The following is a 24190-nucleotide window of genomic DNA, read 5'->3' as shown; positions in this document are numbered from 1 at the left end:
TTGCCCCGTCGGGTAAGGAAGCCTGTAGATATTCTACGATAGAACTCGACAGCATTCCCGCACATCATCTCCGGCGTGCGAGATATCCGCTTCACAAAAACGGGAGCCGGCCGCCTGCCCGCTCACCGCCCTGTCTTGCAAAGAACAACCTTGTTATCCAAACCTGCCGCCGCCACCGTGATCGCGCCGCAGATGTATGATCGCTAACGGGAAACCGTCATGAACGCCAATCTGTTTTCGCGCCTGTTCGACGATCTCGACGACGCGGACCGACTCGCGATCGAAACCCTAGAAGGACGCCGCATTAGCTATAGCGATCTGATCGCATTCTCGGGACGGCTGGCTAACGTCCTGGTGGCCCGTGGCGTCAGTCCGGGTGATCGCGTGGCGGTACAAGTCGAAAAGTCGGTGCCAAATCTTGCACTCTATCTCGCGACCGTTCGTGCCGGCGCGATCTACCTGCCGCTCAACCCGGGCTACACGCTCAACGAACTCGACTTCTTCATCATCGACGCCGAGCCGTCGCTGGTGGTCTGCGACCCTTCGGAGGCGGAGGGTATCCAGGCGATCGCATCGAAGGTAAATGCCAAGGTCGAGACGCTGGACGCCAAGGGCAAGGGATCACTGACCGACGCCGCCACGGCAACAAAGCCGGACTTCATCACGGTTGTGTGCGGGGGCGACGACCTTGCAGCGATCCTCTATACGTCAGGCACAACCGGGCGATCCAAAGGGGCGATGCTGACGCACGATAATCTGACATCGAACGCTTTAAGCCTGGCAGATGCGTGGCGCTTCACCGAGAAGGACGTGCTGATCCACGCGCTGCCGATCTATCACACTCACGGATTGTTCGTTGCCAGCAACGTCACGTTGTTTGCCCGCGCTTCGATGATTTTTCTTCCGAAGTTCGATCCGGATGCTGTCATCAGGATGATGACTAAAGCCACCGTACTGATGGGCGTTCCAACTTTCTACACTCGCCTGCTGCAATATCCGGCAGTGACGAAAGATTCCACTCGGCACATGCGACTGTTTATTTCCGGCTCGGCTCCGCTACTCGCCGACACTCACCGCGAGTGGTCGGCCCGCACCGGTCATGCCGTGCTCGAACGTTACGGCATGACCGAGACCGGCATGAACACATCAAACCCCTATGACGGCGAGCGCGTTCCCGGTGCCGTCGGCCCTGCGCTGCGAGGAGTTTCGGTCCGCGTCACCGATCGGGAGACCGGAAAGGAACTGCCGCGCGAGAGCGTCGGCATGATCGAGGTCAAGGGTCCGAACGTGTTCAAGGGCTACTGGCGGATGCCGGAGAAGACAAGGACCGAATTCCGCGGCGACGGCTTCTTCATAACGGGCGACATCGGCAAAATCGATCAGAGGGATTACGTGCATATTCTCGGCCGCGGCACGGACCTCGTGATCACCGGAGGCCTCAATGTCTATCCGAAGGAAATCGAAAGCGAAATCGATGCGCTAGCGGGCGTGATCGAGAGCGCCGTCATCGGTGTACCTCACCCGGATTTCGGGGAGGGCGTTACGGCGGTCGTCGTTCGCAGCAAGGACGGAGGTCTCGCGGAGGGACAGGTGCTGGAAGCGTTGAATGGACGGCTGGCGAAGTTTAAGATGCCGAAGCGCGTGATCTTTGTCGATGAACTGCCGCGCAACGCCATGGGGAAGGTGCAGAAGAACATCCTGCGTGACGCCTATGCCGGTCTATACAAGCAAAGCTAGACCGTCGCTTGGCAAAGACTCTGGCAGCTTTCGGCCGCATGATGTTAATGAAATGTGAAGGCATAGTTCTGAACGACTATTCGCAAATGGCGATTTTGAGCGTTGCACAGGCTGGCTTAACTCCATAAATATATGAACAGAATTGCTTGTCGCGGATCCCAACCGGGCTTGCGCCGCTTGCCCGCAACCAGCGAAGCCATCGATGACCGTCAGGATCGAACGCCCGCTTTCACCGCACCTTCAGATTTACCGCTGGACCCTGACGATGGCATTGTCCATCGTTCATCGCGCCACCGGTGTGGCGCTCTATTTCGGAACGTTGCTGCTGGTCTGGTGGTTGATGGCCGTGTCATCCGGGCCGGGCGCGTACGCCGCGGTCCAGTCCTTTACGTCGAGTTGGGCGGGACGTCTGATCGCATTCGGGTACACATGGGCGCTGATGCATCACATGCTGAGCGGCGTTCGTCACCTCGTTTGGGATCTCGGTTACGGATTCAAGCCGACCGAGCGTGAGTGGCTGACCCGGGCAGCGTTGATCGGCGGCATTCTACTCACGGTACTGCTCTGGATCGCCGCTTATGCGATCGGAGGCGGAGGACGATGACCGCACCGCCGCCACCCGGCGCGAAGTCCATGCGGACGCCGCTGGGGCGGGTTCGTAACCTTGGCTCGGCCCATTCCGGCACAACGGATTTTTGGCGCCAGAGGCTCACGTCGGTCGCCATGATCTTGCTCATCGTACCGATGGTCGTGGTCATGATGATATTGCTCGGCCGCAACCAGGCAGGCGCAGCGCAGATTCTTGGCTCGCCGCCGATTGCCATCATCATGCTGCTATTCGCAGTCGCCAGCATCTGGCATATGAAGATCGGGATGCAGGTGATTATCGAGGACTACGTACACGACGAGAAGCTGAAACTGGCGTCGATCATGGCGAACAACTTTTTCTCCGCCACCCTGGCGCTGACCGCCGCTTATGCCATCTTCAAACTGTCATCCGGAGTTTAGTTCATGGCCGGAAACGGCAACGCGGCGGCGGCCGTCAACGGCAAGGCCTATCCCATCGAGGACCATACTTATGATGTCGTCGTCGTCGGGGCCGGCGGGGCGGGCCTGCGGGCCGTTGTGGGTTGCGGTCAGGCCGGCCTGCGCACCGCCTGCATCACCAAGGTTTTTCCCACCCGTTCACACACGGTAGCGGCACAGGGCGGTATTTCCGCCTCGCTCGGCAACATGCACAAGGATGACTGGCGCTGGCACATGTACGATACCGTGAAGGGATCGGACTGGCTCGGCGATCAGGATAGCATCGAGTACATGGTGCGTAACGCTCCGGAGGCGGTCTACGAACTCGAGCATTGGGGCGTTCCGTTCTCCCGCACCGAAGACGGCAAGATCTACCAGCGCCCATTCGGCGGCATGACCGTCGATTACGGCAAGAGCCAGGCCCAGCGGACCTGCGCCGCCGCCGACCGTACCGGCCACGCCATGTTGCACACAATGTATGGCCAGGCGCTGCGCCGCGATGCCGAATTTTTCATCGAGTTCTTCGCCATCGACCTGATAATGGACGATCAGGGCGCCTGTCGCGGCGTGATCGCGCTGAAGCTCGACGATGGCACACTACATCGCTTCCGCGCCCAGACCACCATTCTCGCAACCGGCGGCTATGGACGCGCCTATGCTTCCTGCACCTCGGCGCACATCTGCACCGGCGACGGCGGCGGCATGGCGCTGCGCGCCGGCCTGCCGTTGCAGGACATGGAGTTCGTCCAATTCCACCCGACCGGCATCTACGGTTCGGGCTGTCTCGTCACCGAGGGTGCGCGCGGCGAAGGCGGCTACCTTGTCAACGCCGAGGGCGAACGCTTCATGGAACGCTATGCGCCCTCCGCCAAGGACCTCGCCTCGCGTGACGTCGTGTCGCGCGCGATGACGATCGAAATCCGCGAAGGCCGGGGCGTCGGCAAGAAAAAAGACCACATCTTCCTGCACCTCGATCATCTCGACCCGAAAGTGCTGCACGAGCGGCTACCGGGCATCTCAGAGTCGGTGAAGATCTTCGCCGGCGTTGACGTGACCCGCGAGCCGATACCGATCCTGCCGACCGTTCACTACAACATGGGCGGCATCCCAACCAACTTCCACGGCGAGGTGGTCACCAAAAAGAACGGCGACGACAATGCGGTCGTGCCGGGCCTGATGGCGGTGGGCGAAGCCGCTTGCGTCTCCGTGCACGGCGCTAACCGCCTCGGCTCCAACTCGCTGATCGACCTCGTGGTGTTCGGCCGCGCCGCCGCCCAGCGTTGCGCCGAAAAGCTCACGGCCAAGGACAAGCAACCCGATCTGCCTGCGAATTCCAGCGAGATGGCGCTCGGCCGCCTCGACAAATTTCGTTACGCCTCCGGGGGCACGCCGACCGCCAGGCTGCGCGAGAATATGCAGCGCGTGATGCAGGCCAACTGCGCAGTCTTCCGCACCCGCGATATCCTGACGGAAGGCCAGAAGCTGATTCACGAAGTCTACGAGGGAAGTGCCGACATCGCCGTGTTCGATCGCTCGCTGGTATGGAACACGGACCTGATGGAGACGATGGAATACGACAACCTGATCTCTCAAGCGGTGGTGACAATGGATTCCGCCGCTAACCGGACCGAAAGCCGCGGCGCCCACGCGCGCGAGGACTACCCGGATCGCGACGATCAAAACTGGATGAAACATACGCTGGTCCGGCTCAGCGATCACGGCCTTACCACGATCGACTACCGACCGGTACACGACTACACGATGAGCAACGACGTTCAATACATTCCGCCGAAGGCGCGGGTGTATTGATCCGAAACCAAATGTCATCCGCGCTGACCCGCGCATCCATAACCTTCGCGAGCAGAGGGATTGCCGGATCAAGTTGGCAATGACGGACAGACAGCAAGGACGCACCGATGGTTAAATTCGCGCTTCCGAGAAATTCAAAGCCCACCAGCGGCAAGACCTGGCCGAAGCCGGAAGGCGCGACCGAAACGCGCGAATTCAGGGTCTATCGCTGGAACCCGGACGACGACGAAAATCCAAGAGTCGATATCTTCCATATCGATGTCCATGAGTGCGGCCCGAGGGTGCTCGACGGTCTGATTTGGATCAAGGACCACATCGACCCGACATTGACCTTTCGCCGTTCCTGCCGTGAGGGCGTGTGCGGTTCCTGCGCCATGAACATCAACGGCCAGAATACGCTGGCATGCACCAAGTCGATCCACGACGTTTCCGGCGACGCGGTGAAGATCAATCCGCTGCCACATCAGCCGGTTGTGAAGGACCTCGTCCCTGACCTGACAAATTTTTACGCGCAGTATGCCTCGATCGAGCCGTGGCTGAAGACCGCGACGCCGACGCCGCAGAAGGAATGGCGGCAGAGCCGCGAGGACCGCGAAAAGCTCGACGGTCTTTACGAATGTATTCTGTGCGCCTGCTGCTCGACATCATGTCCGAGTTATTGGTGGAATAGTGATCGCTTTCTCGGTCCTGCCGCGCTGCTGCAGGCGGCACGATGGATCACCGATTCGCGCGACGAGGCCACCGGCCAGCGGCTGGACTATCTTGAGGATCCATTCCGGCTCTATCGTTGCCACACCATTCTGAACTGCACCAAGGCGTGTCCGAAGAATCTGAATCCGTCGGAAGCCATCGCCATGCTGAAGCTGAAGCTGGTCGAGCGCCAGGTTTGATTCCCGCTCGATGCGGTCCCCACGAGCAGCGATCTCCATGAGCCAAAAGTGCTCATAGCACGATAGCGGATTCGCCGCCGAGGCGACGCCCACACGTTGTCTGGACCGTTTCAGTGCAGGTCAGAAAATCCGCGGTCGGCCACACGAACGCGGGCGATCCGAATGAAGGCATCGCCATTCACCCTGCGACTGCCAGCCCCGCGCCAATCGCCGCGGCCTGCTGCTGTTGCGCGATCCTCATCAAGTACGACTGACAGCCCACGCGTGCAGCGGTAAGCGCCTGATCTCAACCTTAAGCGATAGCATGTTCGCAATCATCGCCGACGGTAAAGCCATGGCCAAGAATCCTTCATACCAACGCTCCCTGTAAGTTTCATGACCAGCACTTGCGATTGCAATACGCGGCCCTCGGAACATCACACCGCGGAAGTTGTTAGCTACTTGAACAAAGAGCGCGAATGGAGAGCTTGATGGGTGATGAACCGACGGAAGTGCCGCACCCGAAACCAGGCCGCCCGACGGAGCCGCCCCGCGAAGACCCGCCCGGAAGTCCCCAGCCAGGTCCAGACATTCCGCCGCAGAGGCAAGAACCGGACATGCCCGCGCCTCCGTAGGAATTACCCGGTCAGCAGCCGGATGAATTGCCGCCGCGGAGTCCTCCGACGCCACCAGCGCAACCTCCCGCCACGATGTAGTCGCCGAGCGAACGTGAATGCGATGGAAATGCGGCCCATATCGGCTGATGATGTCGCGTGCGCTTGATCCGTAGGCACGAAATAAATCGAGCGTCGCTCATGATGGCTGCCACATTGCAGCCTTATCGCTATCGGTTGATCGCGTTCCTGCCACTGGCAGCAGGCTTGAGTCTGTTGCCGAAATTTTTCTCTTGGAAAAAAGTTGTCATGACGAATTTTCGCTTGGTCCTGCTCGCCACGTCGGCTCTCACTGTCTCCTCGCTGATGATGACGCCATCGCACGCTCAATCTGCGCCGGTCCAGTTTGCGCAGGCTGCGCCACCCACTGAAAGCGGGCAAGAGACAAAGCGGAAAGAACTGCCGCCGAAAACTGCACCTGCTCATCCGATCCCGCCGCCCGGCGCACCTGCGCGACCCGCGGCTCCCCCGCCCCATGCAGCGCCGCCGCCCCCAGCGCCACCACCTCCAGCTCCCGTACGGCCGACCGCGCCGCCACCACCGCATGTGACACCGCCGACGGCTGTGCCGTCACGGCCGGCGGCACCACCTCAACACGCAACGCCTCCCGCTCCACCACCCGCGCCGAAAGCTGCGCCAACGGCGCCGCCGACTACACCTCCGGCCGCTCCGAAGCCGCCCGTGCCCCCAGCCGCCGCACCGCCATCTCAGTTAAAGAGCGCGCCGCCTCCGGCCGCGACAAAATCGGCACCGACACCCCCTGCTCCGACCGCGCAACCCTCGATGCCGCCTGCCAGCGCGGAGCCGAATACAATGCGTCGCGACGAACGAGGCCGTGGTAGGTCCGGCCGCGATCCCGGCGGACCTGGAGCTTCCGGTGACCGCCAAAAGGGCGTAGCGCCCACGCAGACGACTCCGGCACCCGGCACGACTCCGGTCGCGCCAAGCACTGCCCCAACGTCACCCCGCGCGGCGCCAGCCTCGCCACCATCCGCGCCGGCGATTCCACCCGTGGCCGCTCCGGCAGCCCCTGCCACCAGCCCCTCCACCAGCCAGAACGGGACCAAGGCTGGAACTGCGCCTTCCACCGCTGGCGGCCAGACCGCGGGGCCAGCAGGCGCGCCAGTCTCCCGTCAGGCACCGCCAACCGTCGCAGCGCCCTTGCCGCCGCCGCCGCCGGTCGCCGACAAGGTCGTCGCACCCGGAGCGTCGTCACAGGGGCCCCGCCGCATCGAGGATTTCCGCGCTGCGCGGCGGGAGACCCAGCAGGATGGCCGCACCATCATCACCGAGCCGGGCCGCGTCATCGTGCGCGATCCGAGCGGGCGTTCGTTCATCCAGCACAACGAAAGTGATCGTTTCCGTCGCGGCGCGCGGGATTTCCGACAGGAGCGTATCGGCAACGACACCCGTAACATTGTGGTGCGACCAGACGGCACGCAGATCATCACCGTCAACGATCGCGATGGGCGGATGCTGCGACGAATCCGCCGTGACCAGCGCGGCCAGGAAGTCGTTATCATCGACAATGGACGTCGCGGTTACGGCGGCGGAGGCGGTGCGCTCGCTGCAGGCGTCGCCGCCGGCATGGTGGCAGGTGCGATCGGCGGCTACTTCGTATCGTTGCCTCCGCCTCAAATTGGAATTCCGCAGGATCGTTACATTGTCGAGGCGGAAGGTGCCCCGCCCGAGGTGATCTACGACACCTTGATGGCGCCGCCCGTGGAGTCGATCGAGCGTCCTTATACGCTCGACGAAATCCGCTACAGCCCGATGGTGCGCGCGCGGATGCCGAGCATCGATCTCGACACCATCAATTTCGAGACTGGATCGTGGGATATCCCGGACGATCAGGCCGCGAAACTGCAAGTGATCGCCGACGGCATCAACCGTGCGATCTCGCGCAATCCGAGCGAGGTGTTCCTGATCGAAGGCCACACCGATGCGGTGGGCAACGACGTGGACAACCTGTCGCTATCGGATCGCCGGGCGCAATCTGCTGCGGAATTGTTGACGCAGCAATTCCAGGTGCCGGCGGAGAACCTGGTCACGCAGGGCTATGGCGAGCAGAACCTGAAGGTGCAGACTGACGGTCCCTCGCGGGAGAACCGGCGCGTCACGGCGCGTCGCATCACGCCGCTGTTAAACGGCGGGCAGGCCTCGGCATCCCCGCCGCCGCGCGACTGATCGAGATCAGAAGAAAATGAAAATGGCCGGGAATAACCCCGGCCATTTTTTCATGATCCAACCCGCCAGCTGGCTCAGCTATACAGTTGGCGGGCAAGCCTCGTTGCTACAAACCCAGCTTCTTCCTGCGCTGGCCAAGCGTGCGTAGCCGTAGCGCGTTGAGCTTGATGAAACCGGCCGCGTCGCGGTGATCGTAGGCCACAGCACCTTCCTCGAAGGTGACAAGGTCCTGATCGTACAGCGAATATTCGCTGTCGCGGCCGACAAGAATGACATTGCCTTTGTAGAGCTTCAGCCGAACCTGACCGGTGACGTATCGCTGACTCTGGTCGATCGCGGCCTGCAGCATCTCGCGCTCCGGCGAGAACCAGAATCCGTTGTAGATCAGCTCGGCGTATTTCGGCATCAGCTCATCCTTCAGATGCGCCGCGCCGCGATCCAGCGTGATCTGCTCGATGCCGCGGTGGGCGACGAGAAGGATGGTTCCGCCCGGCGTCTCGTACATGCCGCGCGATTTCATTCCGACGAAACGGTTCTCGACCAGGTCGAGTCGGCCAATGCCGTTGGCGCGACCGAGTTCGTTCAGCTTCGCGAGCAAGGTGGCGGGAGACATCTTCGTGCCGTCGATGGCAACAGCATCCCCCTTTTCGAAATCGATCGTGATGTAGGTCGGCTGATTCGGCGCTGCCTCCGGGTCGATGGTGCGTGAATACACATAGTCCGGCACCTCCTGCGCCGGATCTTCCAGCACCTTGCCCTCGCTGGAAGCGTGCAGAAGATTGGCATCGACGGAAAAAGGCGCTTCGCCGCGCTTGTCCTTGGCGATCGGAATTTGATGCTGTTCGGCGAATGCGATTAGTTGCTCGCGCGAGCGCAAGTCCCACTCGCGCCACGGCGCGATGATGGTGATGTCAGGCTTTAGCGCATAGTAGCCGAGTTCGAATCGGACCTGATCGTTGCCCTTGCCGGTCGCGCCATGAGACACTGCGTCAGCGCCGACCTTCTCGGCGATTTCGATCTGCTTCTTCGCAATCAGTGGCCGCGCGATCGAGGTGCCGAGCAGATATTGGCCCTCATAGACCGCATTGGCGCGGAACATCGGGAATACATAATCGCGAACGAATTCCTCACGCAGATCCTCAATGAAGATGTTCTCGTCCTTGATTCCGAGCAACTGCGCCTTCTTGCGAGCGGGCTCCAGTTCCTCGCCCTGACCGAGATCGGCAGTGAAGGTCACAACCTCGGCGCCGTAGGTGGTCTGCAACCATTTCAGGATAATCGAGGTGTCGAGCCCGCCCGAATAGGCGAGCACCACCTTCTTCACATTCTTATTCATGAAAACCCTATGGATTTCTGTAACTACAAAATTCGGCGGGACTATAGGCGGAACCGGACCCCGTGCAAGGTCCGAAGGCTCATACCGGCTTCTCCGGCGCGGGTACGGGGCCGACATCACGGCCTCGCCATCGCTGCCGCGCCCGATAGCCGGGCCAGGCGAAGCGGGTCAACGCGGCATCGATCTCTGCGTCGCTCTTGCGAGTTGATGGCCAGCGGTAGATGTAGCCGTGAACCAGCCAGACCACCAAAAATGCCACCAGACCCGCCGTCGCCACGTCGGTGAAGAAATGACCGCCGAAGGCCATCCGCAGCACACTGGTAACTGCGCCGAACGTGATCGCACCCGCATAGGCCAGCGGTCGCCAAACGGGTGGCGTCAGCGCCGCCGGCGCCAAGGTCCAGAACGCGGTCGCACCCTCGCCGGAAAAGAAGGAACAGTTTCTGCCGCATTCGCCGCGTGGGTCCCACCACGGCATGAATTTCCAGGGGCCATTGAATTCCGTCACCATCACCGGCCGCGGCCGACCCCAATAGCTCTTGAACGTCAGGTTGGTCAGGATTCCTGCGCTGAGCAGCATCGTGATGAGTAAAAACGCAACGGCCCGACCAGACATCATCAGCGGACGATCCGGGCGGAACATCTTGACGACCAGCGCGATGATCGCAGGGACCGCGAACCCCCAAGCCACCCACATCGCGGCATTGCGCGCGAACGAGGCGAGCCCATCTGACTTGAGCGGAAAAGTCCTGGTCGCGGAATCATAAAACAGCGCCGCGAGGCGGAGGTCGTATTCGGGATGGATCCCGAACGCGACCCCGATCACGAGCGCAAGTCCAAGCGCAATGATTAATCCGGCGCGGTTCATGAGCGCGGTTTAGCCGACGGCAACAGGCATGAAAAGGCCAAGGCGGCTCAGGTCCGCAACGGCAAATCCGGAGGCCGCGGATCGCGTGGAGCTTTCCGCCACACGCCGGCATTCCGCCCCGCGATCAGCCAATAAACAAAGCCAGCGACGACCCCGGCCCCGGCCATGATTTCGAGATGGCGGCGCACGATGCCCTCAAAATGCATCGTCCCAGGGTCGAACGGAATCAAGCCAAGGTAACAGGCCGCACCGCAAATCGCGCCGCCAGCGGCGTAGGCCAGTACGCTCCGGATAGAAAAGGCTTCGGTAAGGAGGACCACGATCATCGCCGGCAGCAACGCAAAACCGCTAGCGAAGATGAATCCGAATCCGAGAACGATGTCCAGCGTATCCGGGTTGGGCGGTGCGACGTCGAGACTGCTGAACTCGGGATACAGCAACGCGACCACAATGATGGTGCCCGCAACGAGGCACGCCGCGAGGAGTCCGAACAGAATCGCGAATAGCCGGCCTATCAGGGACAAGAGAAACTCAATCGGTTTTTGGGCATGATCTTATCCGAAAACCGGTTCCCACTTTTCGGGATCATACCTCAATCCGTCATCGCCATGGCACGAAGCGCCTGACGCTCACGAGCCGACAGCTTCTCGGTTTCGGACTTGAGTTGCCCGCAGGCGGCCAGAATGTCGCGGCCACGCGGCGTACGTACCGGGGAGGAATACCCGGCATTGAACACGTATTCAGAAAATTTCTCGATCTGATCCCAGTCCGAGCATTCGTAACGCGTGCCGGGCCACGGATTGAAGGGAATCAGGTTGATCTTGGCGTGGATACCCTTGAGCAGCTTCACCAGCCGCTTGGCGTCATCGAGCGAATCGTTGACACCCTTCAGCATCACGTATTCGAACGTGATCCGCTTGGCGTTGGAGGCCGCCGGATAATCACGGCACGCCTGCATCAGTTCGGCGATCGGATATTTGCGGTTCAACGGCACCAGTTCATTGCGCAGCTCGTCGCGCACCGCATGCAGCGAGATCGCCAGCATGACGCCGATCTCCTCGCCGGCGCGAACGATGTTCGGCACCACGCCGGACGTCGACAAAGTGATACGACGCTTCGAGATGCCAATGCCTTCATTGTCGGCGACAATCAAAAGCCCATCGCGAACCGCGTCGAAATTATAAAGCGGTTCGCCCATTCCCATCATAACGATGTTGGTGACAAGACGATTGCCGTGCGGCGTCTCGCGGTCGGCCCAGTCGTTCAAACGATCGCGTGCAACCATGATCTGGCCAACGATCTCGCCCGCCGTCAGATTGCGCACCAGGCGCTGGGTTCCGGTGTGGCAAAAGGAACAGTTCAGCGTGCAGCCGACCTGCGACGATACGCACAGCGTGCCGCGGTCGGTCTCAGGAATATAGACGCATTCGACTTCATGCGGCTTCTCGAGATCATGACCGCTCGGCAGCCGCAGCAGCCATTTGCGCGTTCCATCGCTCGAAATCTGTTCGGCAACCACTTCGGGCCGATCGACCGTGACGTGTTTTTCAAGTTCGGCGCGCAGGTCTTTCGACACACTGGTCATTTCGGCGAAAGTTTGGACGCCGCGGACATACATCCAGTGCCAGAGCTGCTGCACCCGCATCCTTTGTTGCTCCCGCGGAATGCCGATGGTGGCGAGCCGTTCGGAAATCTCCGCGCGCGTAAGGCCGATCAGTGACGGCTTCGCGGGCGGCACGTAGGTTTCAAGTGCGACTTTCTCCAAAGGAGCGCCACCGGTCGCCGTTTCGGGCGCAACCGGTTTGCTCGCGGCGATGGCGATCTCAGTCGAAACAGCGCTCAGGTTGCCGGGCGTCTCATTCATGCACATGACATAAGCTTTCCAGGCCTCGCTGAAAAGCCGACAAATGCTACAATGGTAACAGCGCTAGTGCTTGCAATCCTGCGCGATCTTGTCCAGCGCCTGAGACAGCCCCTTGAGCGAAAAGACGTCCGTGGTTTGCGTCCCCTTGGAAGACACGCCTTTGACAGTCGCGTCCGTGCCCTTGCGCATGGCATCGATCAGCCGGTCTTCATCGGCGGCGTTCTTGATCCAAATGCCATCGCCCTGGGCGTACATTGCGTAGCTCGCACCGGCGACCTCGAGCGTGGCTTCGGAACCCGGCTTGAGTGTATAGCCCATCGTGACCGACACTTCGTTCGTCACTTTCTCGGCCGGCCGGGTCGAAACGAAGGCGTAGGCCGGATCGCGCGGCCGATTGGGCGGATTGGTCTTTGAGGATGTCGGTTTGGCGAGAGCGAAGCACACCTTCTTGCCACTAGACGACGCGGTATACGCACCCCACGCGCCGAACTGTCCGAGCAGCGTTGGCTCCGAACTGCCGGCTGTCGGTGCGCTGAATGCGGGAGCAAGGCCGAGCCCACCTGCGAGCAGACTTCCCACCAGAACTGTCAGCAATTGCCGCATAGACATCATCAAATCTCGTCCTTCATCATTTGTGACTGGAAGATGGCTTGACGTGCGCGGATCACACATCATCGGGAATAACTGGAAACGCCTGATTTGTGAAGGCGGTCCATCCTTGCGGCTTGCGTCACGATTCGCAAGCTCTCCGCCTCGCCTCGTTGGGCTGCAACAATAAAGTCGAGCACGGTCGCGTGAGGGAATCAGGCATCCATAGCGACCGCGACGAAAGCGTCGCCTTCGCAATGAAGCGCAGCATTGTTCAAGGCGGTTACGCCACTTCGTTCTTTATTCCGCGCTTCAATGCCGCGCGCGCGGCCTCACGATGCTCTGGCGTGATATGCGCAGCCACAATCCTGATCGCCGTCGCAAGTACCGCGGCATCGTCGGTGAAGCCGAGCACCGGCAACATGTCGGGAACAAAATCGAACGGCAGGACGAAGTAAGCGATGGCGCCGAGCAGGGACGCCTGCACATGACGCGGCGTCTGCTTGTCGAACGCGCAATAGTAGGCGGCCAACAGGTCTTCGGCGAACGGCACATGAGCCACGACGCGCTTCAGCTTGCTCCAGAACCGCCGGCGCACGCTGTCGCGATCCTGCGCCAGCCGGTCGGCTGGCTCAAATCCCACACTATGTTTCGATGCCATCATCCGGGTTCCTGAAACGTCATGGCGCGGTTCGCTAAAATCGTCTTTACCACGTGGGAACTTTGTTTCTCCGTTACAAGATCGGCATTGGCCCGTTCAGGCCCCCTGGGGCTGTTTTGCGATCGCGTTCATCGCCTCGGCGAGCTTGATGTCGCGCTCGGTGATGCCGCCGGCGTCGTGGGTCGCGAGCACGACCTCCACCGTCTTGTAGACATTACGCCAGTCCGGATGGTGATCGCTCTTTTCGGCAACCAGCGCGACACGCGTCATGAAACCGAAAGCCTCGTTGAAATCCCGGAACGTGAAGGTACGCGTAATGGCCTCGCGGCCCGCGACCCGCGACCAACCCGACAGCTCATTGAGCGCTGTTCTTTGTTCTTCCTCCGACAGCCGCTTGGCCATTTTTGTCTCCTTTTTGCGATTGGAACATTCGCTCGCTTCACATTGATCCGTTTTTCGGGCGAAGCGGTATCTGCCACCGCAAAAACTACATGAAATGTTGCTTCCTGGCTGAATCGAGCATATAAGAGTTATTCACAATGTATCTTATAGAAGAGCGTTCTGGATTTCGGCCTCGCCGGGAAATCTCGCCTTGGAACGACCGGAAGGCATAGGATCCGGTCCTATATCGTCGTCGTCCCGTACCGGGTCGGCCAGCGTTCCTGCTGGCAGGGTGACATGATCATCTTGGCTGCGGTCTTTATTTAGGTATACGACCTATATCAGGCATGGGTATTCGCGGAATCGCGCTTACGTCAGGTTCCGCGAATGCCCATCGCGCTTCTATCCTGCCTTCGCGGAGTCTTGGAGATGACCTTCGTTGTCACCGAAAATTGTATCAAATGCAAATACATGGATTGTGTAGAGGTATGTCCGGTCGACTGCTTCTACGAAGGCGACAATATGCTCGTCATCAATCCTGATGAGTGCATCGACTGCGGCGTGTGCGAGCCTGAATGTCCGGCCGAAGCCATCAAGCCTGACTCCGAGCCGGACCTTGAAAACTGGCTCAAGCTGAACGCCGAATATGCCGCGGTCTGGCCGAACATTACGATCAAACGCGATGCTCCCGCCGACGCGAAATCTTTCGACGGCGTTGCGGACAAGCTGGAACAGTATTTTTCGGCAAATCCCGGTCAGGGCGACTGAGCGAAGGTGCTTGCGGTCAAGAACATCAACGTGAAGCGAGCCTATGAGGCTCCCGATACGGATGATGGCACGCGGATACTGGTTGATCGTTTATGGCCCAGGGGCCTCCGAAAGACGGACGCCGCTATCGATCGGTGGGTAAAAGGCATCGCGCCCAGCACCGATCTGCGCAAATGGTTCGGACATGATCCCGCCCGCTGGCAGGAATTTCGGCAGCGATACGCGGATGAGATACAGAGACACCCGGAAGAGCTCGGCGAACTGCGCACCTGCGCGCGGGCCGGCCGGATAACGCTTGTATTTGCGGCCCACGATGAAACACGCAACAATGCGGTGGTCTTGAGAGACGTTCTTCTCGGCCGCATCAGTTCAAGCCTTCCCTCTTGATGCAATCTGACGCGTCTTTACGCGAACTGTTCCATCCTCGGGTCAAGCCCTACGGACATGCTTCGCTCGAAAACGCCATAGCCATGCCACCGCACAATCATTCACAGGTTTGATCGCTCACATCGGGCACCATCAATCGCTACCCTCCGCCGTCGAACGACGCAGTCCCCGCTCGACAATGCGGGCAAGGCGCTTGGAAAACTCAAGTGCATCACTGGGGCGATCTCCATCGAGAACGCGCGCGTCGTCGAGCAGCATTCGCGCGGCGTCCTTCTTGAACTCGCTATCACTTTCCCCGAGCGCTGCCAGCGAAGCGATCAGCGGATGACGCGGATTCACCTCGAGCACCGGCTTGGATACGCCGGCCAATTGTCCAACACCGACGAGAATTTTTTCCAGTTGCCGATCATAACCTGACTCGGACGCGACAAGGCAGACCGGGCTGTCGGTGAGACGCTCGGACGAGCGAACGTCCGAAACCAGGTCCGCGAGTGTCGTCTTGAGGAAGGAGAGAAACTCCGCGACACCAGCGCTGACCTCCTGCGAAGGCTCGGTGCTCGCGTCGAGGCGCGGGATCGCCGCCAGATCCGCCGCTCCCTGCGTCACGGATTTGAACGGCTTGCCCTCGAAGCTCGCTCCAGACGTGACCCAAAAGCTGTCGACCGGATCGGACAGCAGCAGGACCTCCACGCCGCGAGCGCGAAAGCCCTCCAGATGGGGCGAGCCTTCGAGACGCGCGGCATCCTGCCCGGCGAGATAGTAGATCGAGGTCTGATTTTCCTTCAGCGCGCCGGCATAGTCTTTGAGGCTTCGCAACGATCCGGTCGTGGTCTTGAAGCGTGAGAGCCCCAGGATGGTGTCGCGCCGGTCCGCGGCATCGTAGATGCCCTCCTTGAACATCGGACCGAAGGCCTCCCAGATCTTCCCGTAAGCCTGCGCGTCTTTGTCGGCAAGCTTCTCCAGTTCGCTGAGGATACGGCCGGTGATGCTTTTCTTGATTGCGGCCAGGATCGGGCTTTCCTGAATCATTTCGCGCGAGATATTGAGCGGAAGGTCCGCCGAGTCGACGACACCGCGCACGAACCGCAGATAGCGGGGCAGCAGATCGGCATCCTCGGTGATAAAGACGCGCCTCACATAAAGTTTGACCTGGTGCTTCTTATCCGGCTCGAACAGATCGAAAGGTCGGGTTTGCGGTACGAACAGGAGCGCCGTGAACTCCTGTCGTCCCTCGGCGCGGAAATGCACCGTCAGCGCGGGTTCATCGAATTGGCCTGCGACGCTGCGATAGAAATCGGCGTATTCGGAAGCGTTAATCTCGCCACGCGGCTTGGTCCAAAGCGCCGCGCCATCAGCAATCTCGGTCGGAGCGGCGCCGGGCTTCTCGACAAGTGCGATCGGGACCGGCACATGACCCGATTGCTCCCTGATCATTTGTTCAAGCTTCAACCGATCAGTATATCCCGTGGCGTCTTCGGTAAGATGAAGCGTCACACGGGTTCCTCTCGCAGGGGCTTCGCTTTCATCCACAGGCGTAACCGTGAATGTGCCCTTTCCATCCGATGACCAGCGCCATGCCTCTTTGGCGCCCGCACGCCGTGAGATCACATCGACCTGATCCGCCACCATGAAGGCCGAGTAGAAGCCGACCCCGAACTGACCGATCAGAGTGACGCCGTCGCCCGACTCTGCGGCCTGAGCTTGCTCAATGAAAGCCTTAGTGCCTGACCGGGCGATCGTTCCGAGGGCGTCGACCATCTCGTCCCGGCTCATGCCGATACCGTTGTCCTCGACCGTCAGTTGCCGCCGTTCCGCATCAATGGTTATGCAAATCTGCGGCCTAGTCTCGTCTGCCAGCAATGTGGGATCGCTGATCGCTTCATAACGCAGACGCTCGCAAGCGTCGGCCGCGTTCGAAATCAACTCCCGCAAGAACACGTCTTTGTCGGAATAAACCGAGTGCACCATCATCTGGAGCAGCTTGGCCACATCCGCTTCAAACACCCGGCTTTCGGCCGCACCATCCTTGTCGATTGTCGAAGTCATATTGTTTACCCTCGATCAACTTGACGCAAAAATCAGCGTGATTCAGAACTTGAAATTGTTGTTTCCGCGGATCCGGTCAAGCGAAGATTCTGAATCTTTCACACGATAAGATGCTGTATCTGTTTGACAATGAGTTCACATCATAGGTTTGCAAAGGATACGCGAATTCTGGAACCGGAACCGGGGATGATATAGAAAAAATGTGGGTGCCATTCCAGTGCTTCGCGCCTGCCCTTAGCCCGACCGGTCAGCCGAACGGGAAGGGTGAGGAGCTCGATCGAACCACTCTTCGATCGTCAAACCGAAACAAAACTATGCCAGCCCATGTTCGGGGAAATTCGTGACTACCGCCGCCTTGGAGCACCAGTTTAGAACAAACCTAATTTTGTTCTGTAGTAAAGCGAGGTCGGCTTCGCTAAACAATTTTCGCCTACCTGAGGGGTGCCGCCCGCACCTCTTGGATTTGCGGAATTCTGGCCCGGCGACGAGATAAATGGACAATCCGGATCGATTGACTGTCGAGGGCAACGAGCTCTGGCAGCGAAAGAAGCGTCGCGCTTTCTTTATTAATCAGCTCTATCAGTGGCATTGGATCAGCTCAGGCCTCTGTTTGATCGGTATGTTGCTGTTCGCCCTGACCGGAATTACGCTAAACAATGCCGGTCAAATCGAATCCAAGCCCGCGGTTACGATGCGTCAGGCACAACTGCCACAAGCGCTGATCGCCGACCTGACGTCTGATCCAGGCCAAACCAAGGCGGCTCTGCCGCCGAGTATCAGCGAGTGGTTGCGGCGCGAGGTCAACGTCAACACCGCCGGACGCGACACTGAATGGTCGCCCGATGAGGTTTATGTCGCCCTGCCTCAGCCTGGCGGCGACGCATGGCTCAGCATCCAGCGCGACAGTGGCGCGGTGTCGTATGAGGTCACCAGCCGCGGCTGGATCGCCTATCTCAATGATTTGCACAAGGGTCGCCACACCGGCAAGGCGTGGAGCTGGTTTATCGACGTGTTTGCCGCCGCCGCAATCATTTTTTGCCTCACCGGCCTGTTGCTTCTGCAGCTTCATGCAAAACGGCGCCCGGCCACCTGGCCCGTCGTGACCATGGGACTGATTATTCCGACCCTGCTCGTTGTTCTTCTCATTCATGGCTAGAAGGTAAACAATGCGTCTCCTGATTTCCGCCGCACTCTCGACCCTTGCCGCAGGTTCGTCGCTGGCTTCCGAGGCGACGATCAGCATAGATATTCCCCAGCTCGCCGTCACCGAGTACCACAAGCCTTACGTCGCCATGTGGGTGGAACAGGCCGACGGCGGCAAGATCACCAATCTTGCTGTGTGGTACGAGGTCAACCACAAAAAAAACGAAGGTACGAAGTACCTCAAGGACATGCGGCAGTGGTGGCGCCGCTCGGGCCGCGAACTGACGATGCCCGTCGATGGATTGTCCAGTCCAACCCGCGCGCCCGGTACCCATCAGATCAAGTTTGATAGCGCCGGCAAGCCGCTCGAAGGACTGACCCCCGGCAAATACCAGCTCGTCATCGAGGCCGCTCGCGAAGTCGGCGGCCGTGAGCTGCTGAAAATCCCATTCGAATGGCCGCCGAAAGCCCCGGCAACCAGCGAAGCCAAGGGTGAACGTGAGCTTGGCACGGTCACATTGAAATTGACCCCATAGAGCTTTCGCTTCTGATGAAATCAGAAACGAAATTTCTCAATTCGATCTGACGCGTTTTCTTCACGAGAACCGGTATTCACGTCGTTCGAAAACGCTTTGATCCGCGCCCACGAAGACGCCGTGCATTTATCGCTTTCACAGCTTTCATGGAAAGGATTTCGCCATGACCAACCACCTCAAGCTCGCATTGATCGCTGCGGCGGTTTCGCTGCTTGCCCCGCCCGCGCAGGCTCACCGCCCCTGGCTGCTACCATCGGCAACCGTACTGTCCGGCCCTGACCTCTGGGTCACGGTCGATGGCGCCATCTCCAACGACCTCTTCTATTTTGAGCATAACCCATTGCCACTCGACAACCTCACGATCGAGGGCCCCGACGGCAAAGCCGTCGCGCCGGAGAATCTAACTAAAGGCCACTTCCGCAACACCTTCGATTTCAAACTGGCACAACCCGGCACCTACAAAATGATCCTGACCAACCAGGGTCTGTTCGCCAGCTATAAACTGGACGGAGAGAGCAAGCGCTGGCGCGGCAAGCCTGACGAACTGGCCAAGGCCATTCCCGCCAAGGCGACCGACGTGAAGGTCACGGAAAACCGCAGCCGAATCGAATCCTTCGTTACATCGGGGAAGCCCTCAGTTGACACACTGAAACCAACCGGCGTCGGACTCGAAATGATCCCGGTGACGCATCCGAACAGTCTGATGGTGGGAGAGAAGGCGACGTTCCGCCTCGTAATGGACGGCCAGCCCGCCACTGGTGTCGCGGTGGAAATCGTTCCCGGCGGAATCCGCTATCGCGATACGCTGAACGAGAGCAAGGCAACGACCGACGAAACCGGTACCTTCAGCATCACCTTCCCGGATCCCGGTTTCTACTGGATGAAAGCATCAGTGCAAGACGACAAGAGCAAGATCAAGGACGCCCAGCGCCGCAGCACTTACATCACCACGGTCGAAGTGCTGCCGCAGTAACCACGCCAATGACGGCGTCGATCACGCGGCGTGTGGCTATCCCGACAATCCCGGAGATGCCGCACGCTGCACCTACGGGCCAGCGCATCCGAGAGCTGGCCGGCTCGACCATGGGCACCACCTGGTCGGTCAAGTTTGTTGGCTCGTCGACCAGCGTGCAAACGGTGCATCGGATGATTCCGCTGGCCCTCGAGCGCGTGATCGCGCAGATGAGCCCGTGGGAAAGCCAATCCGACATCAGCCGGTTTAACCGCTTGGCGCTGAACCAATGGCAGGATCTGCCACTGGAATTCAGCCGCGTCATGGCGAGCGCGCTGCGCATCGCGGCAGAATCCGGCGGCGCCTACGATCCCACCATGGGAGCGCTGGTCGATCTCTGGGGTTTTGGCCCGAGCGGCTCGCGCGTCTCGCCGCCACCGCCGGATGAGGTTGCTCGACGCCACCGAGAATGCGGATGGCAACAGCTTGACCTCGATACCAGCGCCCGACGCCTACGGCGATCCAATTGCGGACCGCTTGATCTATGTGGCATCGCCAAAGGATTTGCGGTCGATCTGGTGGTGGAAACGTTGGGCGAGCTTGGGATTCACAACGCATTGGTAGAGATCGGCGGCGAATTGCGGGGCAACGGCGTCAAACCGGACGGCAGCCCGTGGTGGGTCGAGATCGACCGACCGGAGCGGTCGACGACCGATGTCGCTGCCGAACCGATTCTGGTCGCATTGCACCAGCTTGCGATCGCGACGTCCGGATGCGAACGCGGTTTCACACGCGGCGCGGACCACTTCTCCCACACCCTGGATCCGCGAACCGGACGGCCGATCGCTAACGGCATGATGACTGCGACGGTCCTGCATCGCTCGTGCATGGAAGCGGATGGCTACGCCACGGCGCTGATGGTGCTGGGACCAGACGCCGGTGTCGATTTTGCCGTCAAGCACCAGCTTGCGGCGCTTGTCCTCTTTAGGCACGGCGATGCCATCACTGAACTGACCACACCGGCTCTCGATGCCATGCTGACGTAATCGTCAGATTGCCACCTTTGCTGAACGAAGCGTAATATAAAACGTGGTCATGCTTCACGAACGCGACGTAGTGGCATGTCGCGCGGATAAGGATTCCGATTCTGAATTTCGTTCGGCAGGCCGAATGCCTCGCAGTCGCCCGAAGATGTATTCCTTCCGCTTTATGTCGGCCAGCTATGCCGACGTGACGAGCTTCGGCGTGCTGGTGATGGTCCTGATCACGCGCGCGCTTTGAGCAGCGCGTTCCGACCCCGAGCTATCCACTCTTACGGAATACGCCGGAAGCTCGTCCACCAGCGCAATCGCCTCCCGCAGAATATCGACACCGGCATCGGCCTTCACAGCGTTCTCGGCAAGATAGCGCCGAAACGCCCGTCCCCCCGGCACGCCATGAAACGCGCCGACAAGATGCCGGGTGATGGAATGCAACCGCGCGCCGCCTGCCAGTTGATCTTCGATGTAGGGTATCATGGCCTCCAGCGCACGCTTCATCGTCGCATGTGGAGCTGCCTCGCCGAAGAGCTCGGTATCGACTTTCAGCAGAAGCCACGGCTCGTGATAGGCGGCGCGACCTAGCATAACGCCCTCGGCATGCGCCAGATGTTGTTTCGCTTCCGAGATCCCGCCGATGCCACCGTTGACGATGATAGGCAGGTCGGGAAGCGAGGCCTTCAACCGGTAAACCCTGTCATAATCCAGCGGCGGGATATCTCGGTTTTCCTTCGGAGATAATCCCTGGAGCCAGGCTTTCCGCGCGTGGACGATCAGCGCATCGACGCCGGCGTCGTTGACCTTGCGCGCGAATGTGTCAAGGCCTGTTTCCGGATCCTGGTTGTCGATTCCGATTCGGCACTTCACGGTGACTGGAATAGACACTGCGCGTTTCATGGCGTTGACAGTCTCGGCAACGACGTCCGGCTCAGCCATCAAACAAGCTCCGAACCGGCCGTCCTTCACCCGGTCTGACGGGCAGCCGACATTCAGATTGATTTCGTCGTAACCGAAATCCTCGCCGATCTTTGCTGAAGTAGCGAGATCAACCGGATTCGATCCGCCAAGCTGGAGCGCGACCGGGTGTTCGACGTCGCTGAACCCAAGCAACCGATCGCGCGCGCCATGAATCACCGCGCCGGTCGTGAGCATTTCGGTGTAGAGCCGCGCGTTGCGCGCGAGCAGGCGATGGAACACGCGGCAATGCCGATCGGTCCACTCCATCATCGGAGCGACACTAAATATGGATTCGTAATTTTTTACTGAATTATCTTTTATTTTCAATATCATGTTTCGTATCACTGCTTCTATGTCGACCGATCGTACATACTATATATAGATCATTTTTGACCGATCTTGACTATTTTCCCACATTAGTACAACATGTCGTACCGAAACAGAGACTGTGTTGTACCGAAGATGGGCACCATAATACCGCGTCGCCGAGCTGATGGCTCGACCGCCTATCTTGCACAGATTTTGAAGAAACAAGATGGCCGGATCGTACACCGCGAGTCGCGAACGTTCGACCGAAAGGCGGTGGCAAAGGCGTGGATCGAGAAGCGCGAGGCCGATATCGCCGCTCCCGGTGGACTTGAGCGCGCACAGACTCCAAAGGGCACGCTGGGCGATGCGATCGACAAGTACATCGCCATGTCGCGGAAGGAAATCGGTAAAACGAAAACTCAGGTGCTGCGGTCGATCAAGACCTACAGCATTGCCGATATGGACTGCGCCGACATCAGAAGCACCGACATCATCGCACTTGCTGAGGAATTGTCGGCCGGGCGCAAGCCACAGACGGTCGGCAATTATATCTCGCACTTGAGCGCAATCTTTCGACTCGCGCGGCCGGCGTGGCGGTTTCCTCTCGACTACCAGGCCATGAAGGATGCCCATGCCGTTTTGAGCAGCATGGGCATCACGTCCAAGAGCGCCAAGCGCGACCGCCGCCCTACCCTTGCTGAGCTTGACTCGATCATGCGGCACTTTGTCGAGATGCAGGCGCGGGCTCCGCGCTCAACTCCGATGCACATGATCGTTCCGTTTGCGCTGTTTTCGACCCGTCGGCAGGAAGAGATCACGCGCATCTCTTGGGCAGACCTAGATGAAGAGCATTCCCGTGTCCTTGTCCGCGATATGAAGAACCCCGGCCAGAAGATCGGCAACGATGTATGGGTCGATTTACCTCCTGAAGCTTTGGCCATCGTCAAAACCATGCCCCGCATCGATGCTCGCATTTTTCCGTATTCGACGGACGCAATCGGCGCAGCGTTCACGCGCGCTTGCTTGCTGCTAGGCATTACCACCGACAGGATGCCAGATGAAAAGCGCCTACACTTTCATGACCTGCGGCATGAAGGCATTTCGCGCCTCTTTGAGATGGGTCGCTCGATACCGCAGGTCGCGACTGTCTCAGGACATCGAAGTTGGCAGAGCCTTCAACGCTACTCGCACATTCGCGCGTCGGGCGACAAGTACGCGGGATGGAAGTGGCTCGCGGTTGTCACTCAGAAGGTGGACGATGCCGACGTGCTGATCACTGACACTTCCTAGCCCGCCAGCCCGCCCCAGCGGGCAATCCCAACAATCGAGCATTACCAACGCGCCGAATGGTTCGGCGTGAACGATGGCCTATGGCCGGAACCAAGGTGAGAACGATATGAAAGACGACATTGACTTCAGCATCATTAAAGATTTCGACCCCGGAGCAACACTCGCTGCTTACGCCGCCGCGCTCGCGGATGACTTGGAATCACGCGATGAAAACGTTCTTGGTCCGACAGACAGCAGGCTTGCGGTTATGGCTCTACGCCGACTCGCATCGAGTGTCTGATCTGCTGGCTAAAGCAGAGTGATCAACCCCAAACCCCGCCGCCTCGGCGGGGTTTTTTCTTAGAAACATTTTTGAGACAGAAGTAACAAACTTATCAACGAGAGCACGAGAAACCGCTGCGGCGCAGGTGTTTCATGGGCTATCGAAACGCCTCCTAAGTTCTCCGAATATGTGGCAGAATATTTGGCAGCACCGGGTAATCTGATTCTATCAACTCAGCGGAGCATTCAAATGCGAATGGTTATCGACGGAAAGACGTACATCGGACAGCCCGAGTGCGCGCAAATTCTTTGCTGCAGCGTGAAGTGTCTTGAGGCTTGGAGGACTAAGAAGACCGGCCCCGCGTATCACCGGATCGGTGGCCGGGTAATGTTCGACCTTGACGATATTGTAGCGTTCATCAACGCCGGAAGAGTCGAGTCTAACGCCGCATAACCCACAAATGCAAAACCCGCACACTGGCCGGTGTGCAGGTGACGCGAAGA

General features: G+C 59.6%; 23 protein-coding genes. 14 read left to right on the top strand and 9 right to left on the bottom strand.

The features are described 5' to 3' along the window. The first annotated feature begins 219 nt into the window (after positions 1 to 219). The 6 genes from ACZ5IL_RS05145 (at position 220) to ACZ5IL_RS05120 (ending at position 8302) form a co-directional block, all read left to right on the top strand. Positions 220 to 1737: a malonate--CoA ligase gene (locus ACZ5IL_RS05145; RefSeq protein ID WP_464595561.1), complete on the top strand. Its 1518-nt coding sequence runs from the start codon at positions 220 to 222 to the stop codon at positions 1735 to 1737. 202 nt (positions 1738 to 1939) lie between these two features. Continuing rightward, positions 1940 to 2341 carry a succinate dehydrogenase, cytochrome b556 subunit gene (sdhC, locus tag ACZ5IL_RS05140; protein ID WP_079448063.1) on the top strand — a complete coding sequence of 134 codons (402 nt, stop codon included), beginning with the start codon at positions 1940 to 1942 and terminating at the stop codon, positions 2339 to 2341. After that, on the top strand, positions 2338 to 2745 hold the full coding sequence (sdhD, locus tag ACZ5IL_RS05135; RefSeq protein WP_464595559.1) for a succinate dehydrogenase, hydrophobic membrane anchor protein: 408 nt from the start codon (positions 2338 to 2340) through the stop codon (positions 2743 to 2745). The genes sdhC and sdhD overlap by 4 nt, the downstream gene beginning before the upstream one ends. Before the next feature lie 3 nt (positions 2746 to 2748). Continuing rightward, positions 2749 to 4572, top strand: a complete 1824-nt coding sequence (sdhA, locus tag ACZ5IL_RS05130; RefSeq protein WP_464595557.1) for a succinate dehydrogenase flavoprotein subunit — start codon at positions 2749 to 2751, stop codon at positions 4570 to 4572. Between the two features lie 107 nt (positions 4573 to 4679). Then, positions 4680 to 5462: a succinate dehydrogenase iron-sulfur subunit gene (locus ACZ5IL_RS05125; RefSeq protein ID WP_079448066.1), complete on the top strand. Its 783-nt coding sequence runs from the start codon at positions 4680 to 4682 to the stop codon at positions 5460 to 5462. Between the two features lie 902 nt (positions 5463 to 6364). Then, the gene (locus ACZ5IL_RS05120) at positions 6365 to 8302 is read left to right on the top strand and encodes an OmpA family protein (protein ID WP_464595556.1); all 1938 of its coding nucleotides are present in this window, start codon (positions 6365 to 6367) and stop codon (positions 8300 to 8302) included. A gap of 106 nt (positions 8303 to 8408) precedes the next feature. Here ACZ5IL_RS05120 and ACZ5IL_RS05115 read toward each other — a convergent pair whose 3' ends face one another. From ACZ5IL_RS05115 to ACZ5IL_RS05085, 7 genes are all read right to left on the bottom strand, one after another. After that, complete coding sequence (locus ACZ5IL_RS05115) at positions 8409 to 9638, bottom strand: argininosuccinate synthase (RefSeq protein WP_464595554.1); 1230 nt, start codon at positions 9636 to 9638, stop codon at positions 8409 to 8411. Between the two features lie 79 nt (positions 9639 to 9717). Further along, positions 9718 to 10506, bottom strand: a complete 789-nt coding sequence (locus ACZ5IL_RS05110) for a phosphatase PAP2 family protein (protein WP_464595552.1) — start codon at positions 10504 to 10506, stop codon at positions 9718 to 9720. Between the two features lie 47 nt (positions 10507 to 10553). Beyond that, complete coding sequence (locus ACZ5IL_RS05105) at positions 10554 to 11030, bottom strand: hypothetical protein (RefSeq protein WP_464595550.1); 477 nt, start codon at positions 11028 to 11030, stop codon at positions 10554 to 10556. A 68-nt stretch (positions 11031 to 11098) separates the two neighbouring features. Next, on the bottom strand, positions 11099 to 12370 hold the full coding sequence (gene rlmN / locus ACZ5IL_RS05100; RefSeq protein WP_464595549.1) for a dual-specificity RNA methyltransferase RlmN: 1272 nt from the start codon (positions 12368 to 12370) through the stop codon (positions 11099 to 11101). Between the two features lie 63 nt (positions 12371 to 12433). Next, positions 12434 to 12982 carry an invasion associated locus B family protein gene (locus ACZ5IL_RS05095; RefSeq protein ID WP_464595548.1) on the bottom strand — a complete coding sequence of 183 codons (549 nt, stop codon included), beginning with the start codon at positions 12980 to 12982 and terminating at the stop codon, positions 12434 to 12436. A gap of 259 nt (positions 12983 to 13241) precedes the next feature. Beyond that, complete coding sequence (locus tag ACZ5IL_RS05090) at positions 13242 to 13619, bottom strand: YkvA family protein (protein WP_464595546.1); 378 nt, start codon at positions 13617 to 13619, stop codon at positions 13242 to 13244. A gap of 96 nt (positions 13620 to 13715) precedes the next feature. Then, positions 13716 to 14021, bottom strand: coding sequence for a 4a-hydroxytetrahydrobiopterin dehydratase (locus ACZ5IL_RS05085; protein WP_464595545.1), 306 nt, complete (start codon positions 14019 to 14021; stop codon positions 13716 to 13718). 408 nt (positions 14022 to 14429) lie between these two features. On the opposite strand from ACZ5IL_RS05085, the gene fdxA reads away from it, so the two are divergent. Together fdxA and ACZ5IL_RS05075 are read left to right on the top strand one after the other, a co-directional pair. After that, positions 14430 to 14768, top strand: coding sequence for a ferredoxin FdxA (fdxA, locus tag ACZ5IL_RS05080; protein WP_079448139.1), 339 nt, complete (start codon positions 14430 to 14432; stop codon positions 14766 to 14768). A 6-nt stretch (positions 14769 to 14774) separates the two neighbouring features. Continuing rightward, positions 14775 to 15155: a DUF488 domain-containing protein gene (locus tag ACZ5IL_RS05075; protein WP_464595544.1), complete on the top strand. Its 381-nt coding sequence runs from the start codon at positions 14775 to 14777 to the stop codon at positions 15153 to 15155. Between the two features lie 132 nt (positions 15156 to 15287). Here the strand turns inward: ACZ5IL_RS05075 and htpG are convergent, their stop codons facing one another. Continuing rightward, positions 15288 to 17201: a molecular chaperone HtpG gene (gene htpG / locus ACZ5IL_RS05070; protein WP_464595542.1), complete on the bottom strand. Its 1914-nt coding sequence runs from the start codon at positions 17199 to 17201 to the stop codon at positions 15288 to 15290. 493 nt (positions 17202 to 17694) lie between these two features. Here htpG and ACZ5IL_RS05065 point away from each other — a divergent pair, with 493 nt between their 5' ends. The 4 genes from ACZ5IL_RS05065 to ACZ5IL_RS05050 all read left to right on the top strand — a co-directional run bounded on the left by ACZ5IL_RS05065 (position 17695) and on the right by ACZ5IL_RS05050 (position 20878). Further along, positions 17695 to 18357, top strand: a complete 663-nt coding sequence (locus ACZ5IL_RS05065; protein WP_464595541.1) for a PepSY-associated TM helix domain-containing protein — start codon at positions 17695 to 17697, stop codon at positions 18355 to 18357. A gap of 10 nt (positions 18358 to 18367) precedes the next feature. Beyond that, complete coding sequence (locus ACZ5IL_RS05060; RefSeq protein ID WP_464595540.1) at positions 18368 to 18880, top strand: DUF2271 domain-containing protein; 513 nt, start codon at positions 18368 to 18370, stop codon at positions 18878 to 18880. 163 nt (positions 18881 to 19043) lie between these two features. After that, on the top strand, positions 19044 to 19853 hold the full coding sequence (locus ACZ5IL_RS05055; protein WP_464595539.1) for a DUF4198 domain-containing protein: 810 nt from the start codon (positions 19044 to 19046) through the stop codon (positions 19851 to 19853). Between the two features lie 8 nt (positions 19854 to 19861). Then, positions 19862 to 20878 (top strand): FAD:protein FMN transferase, encoded by a 1017-nt coding sequence (locus tag ACZ5IL_RS05050; protein ID WP_464595538.1) that lies wholly within the window; start codon positions 19862 to 19864, stop codon positions 20876 to 20878. 174 nt (positions 20879 to 21052) lie between these two features. On the opposite strand, the gene dusA is transcribed toward ACZ5IL_RS05050, so the two are convergent. After that, positions 21053 to 22096 (bottom strand): tRNA dihydrouridine(20/20a) synthase DusA, encoded by a 1044-nt coding sequence (gene dusA / locus ACZ5IL_RS05045; protein WP_464595536.1) that lies wholly within the window; start codon positions 22094 to 22096, stop codon positions 21053 to 21055. A gap of 192 nt (positions 22097 to 22288) precedes the next feature. Between dusA and ACZ5IL_RS05040 the strand changes: the two genes are divergently transcribed. Further along, positions 22289 to 23425 carry a tyrosine-type recombinase/integrase gene (locus ACZ5IL_RS05040; RefSeq protein ID WP_464595534.1) on the top strand — a complete coding sequence of 379 codons (1137 nt, stop codon included), beginning with the start codon at positions 22289 to 22291 and terminating at the stop codon, positions 23423 to 23425. Between the two features lie 106 nt (positions 23426 to 23531). Further along, positions 23532 to 23705: a hypothetical protein gene (locus tag ACZ5IL_RS05035; protein ID WP_464595532.1), complete on the top strand. Its 174-nt coding sequence runs from the start codon at positions 23532 to 23534 to the stop codon at positions 23703 to 23705. The last annotated feature ends 485 nt before the right edge of the window (positions 23706 to 24190 follow it).

The organism is Nitrobacter sp. CN101, assembly GCF_055390255.1.
The sequence above is the reverse complement of the archived record's forward strand: the minus strand, read 5'-3'. Positions and strand labels throughout refer to the sequence as shown.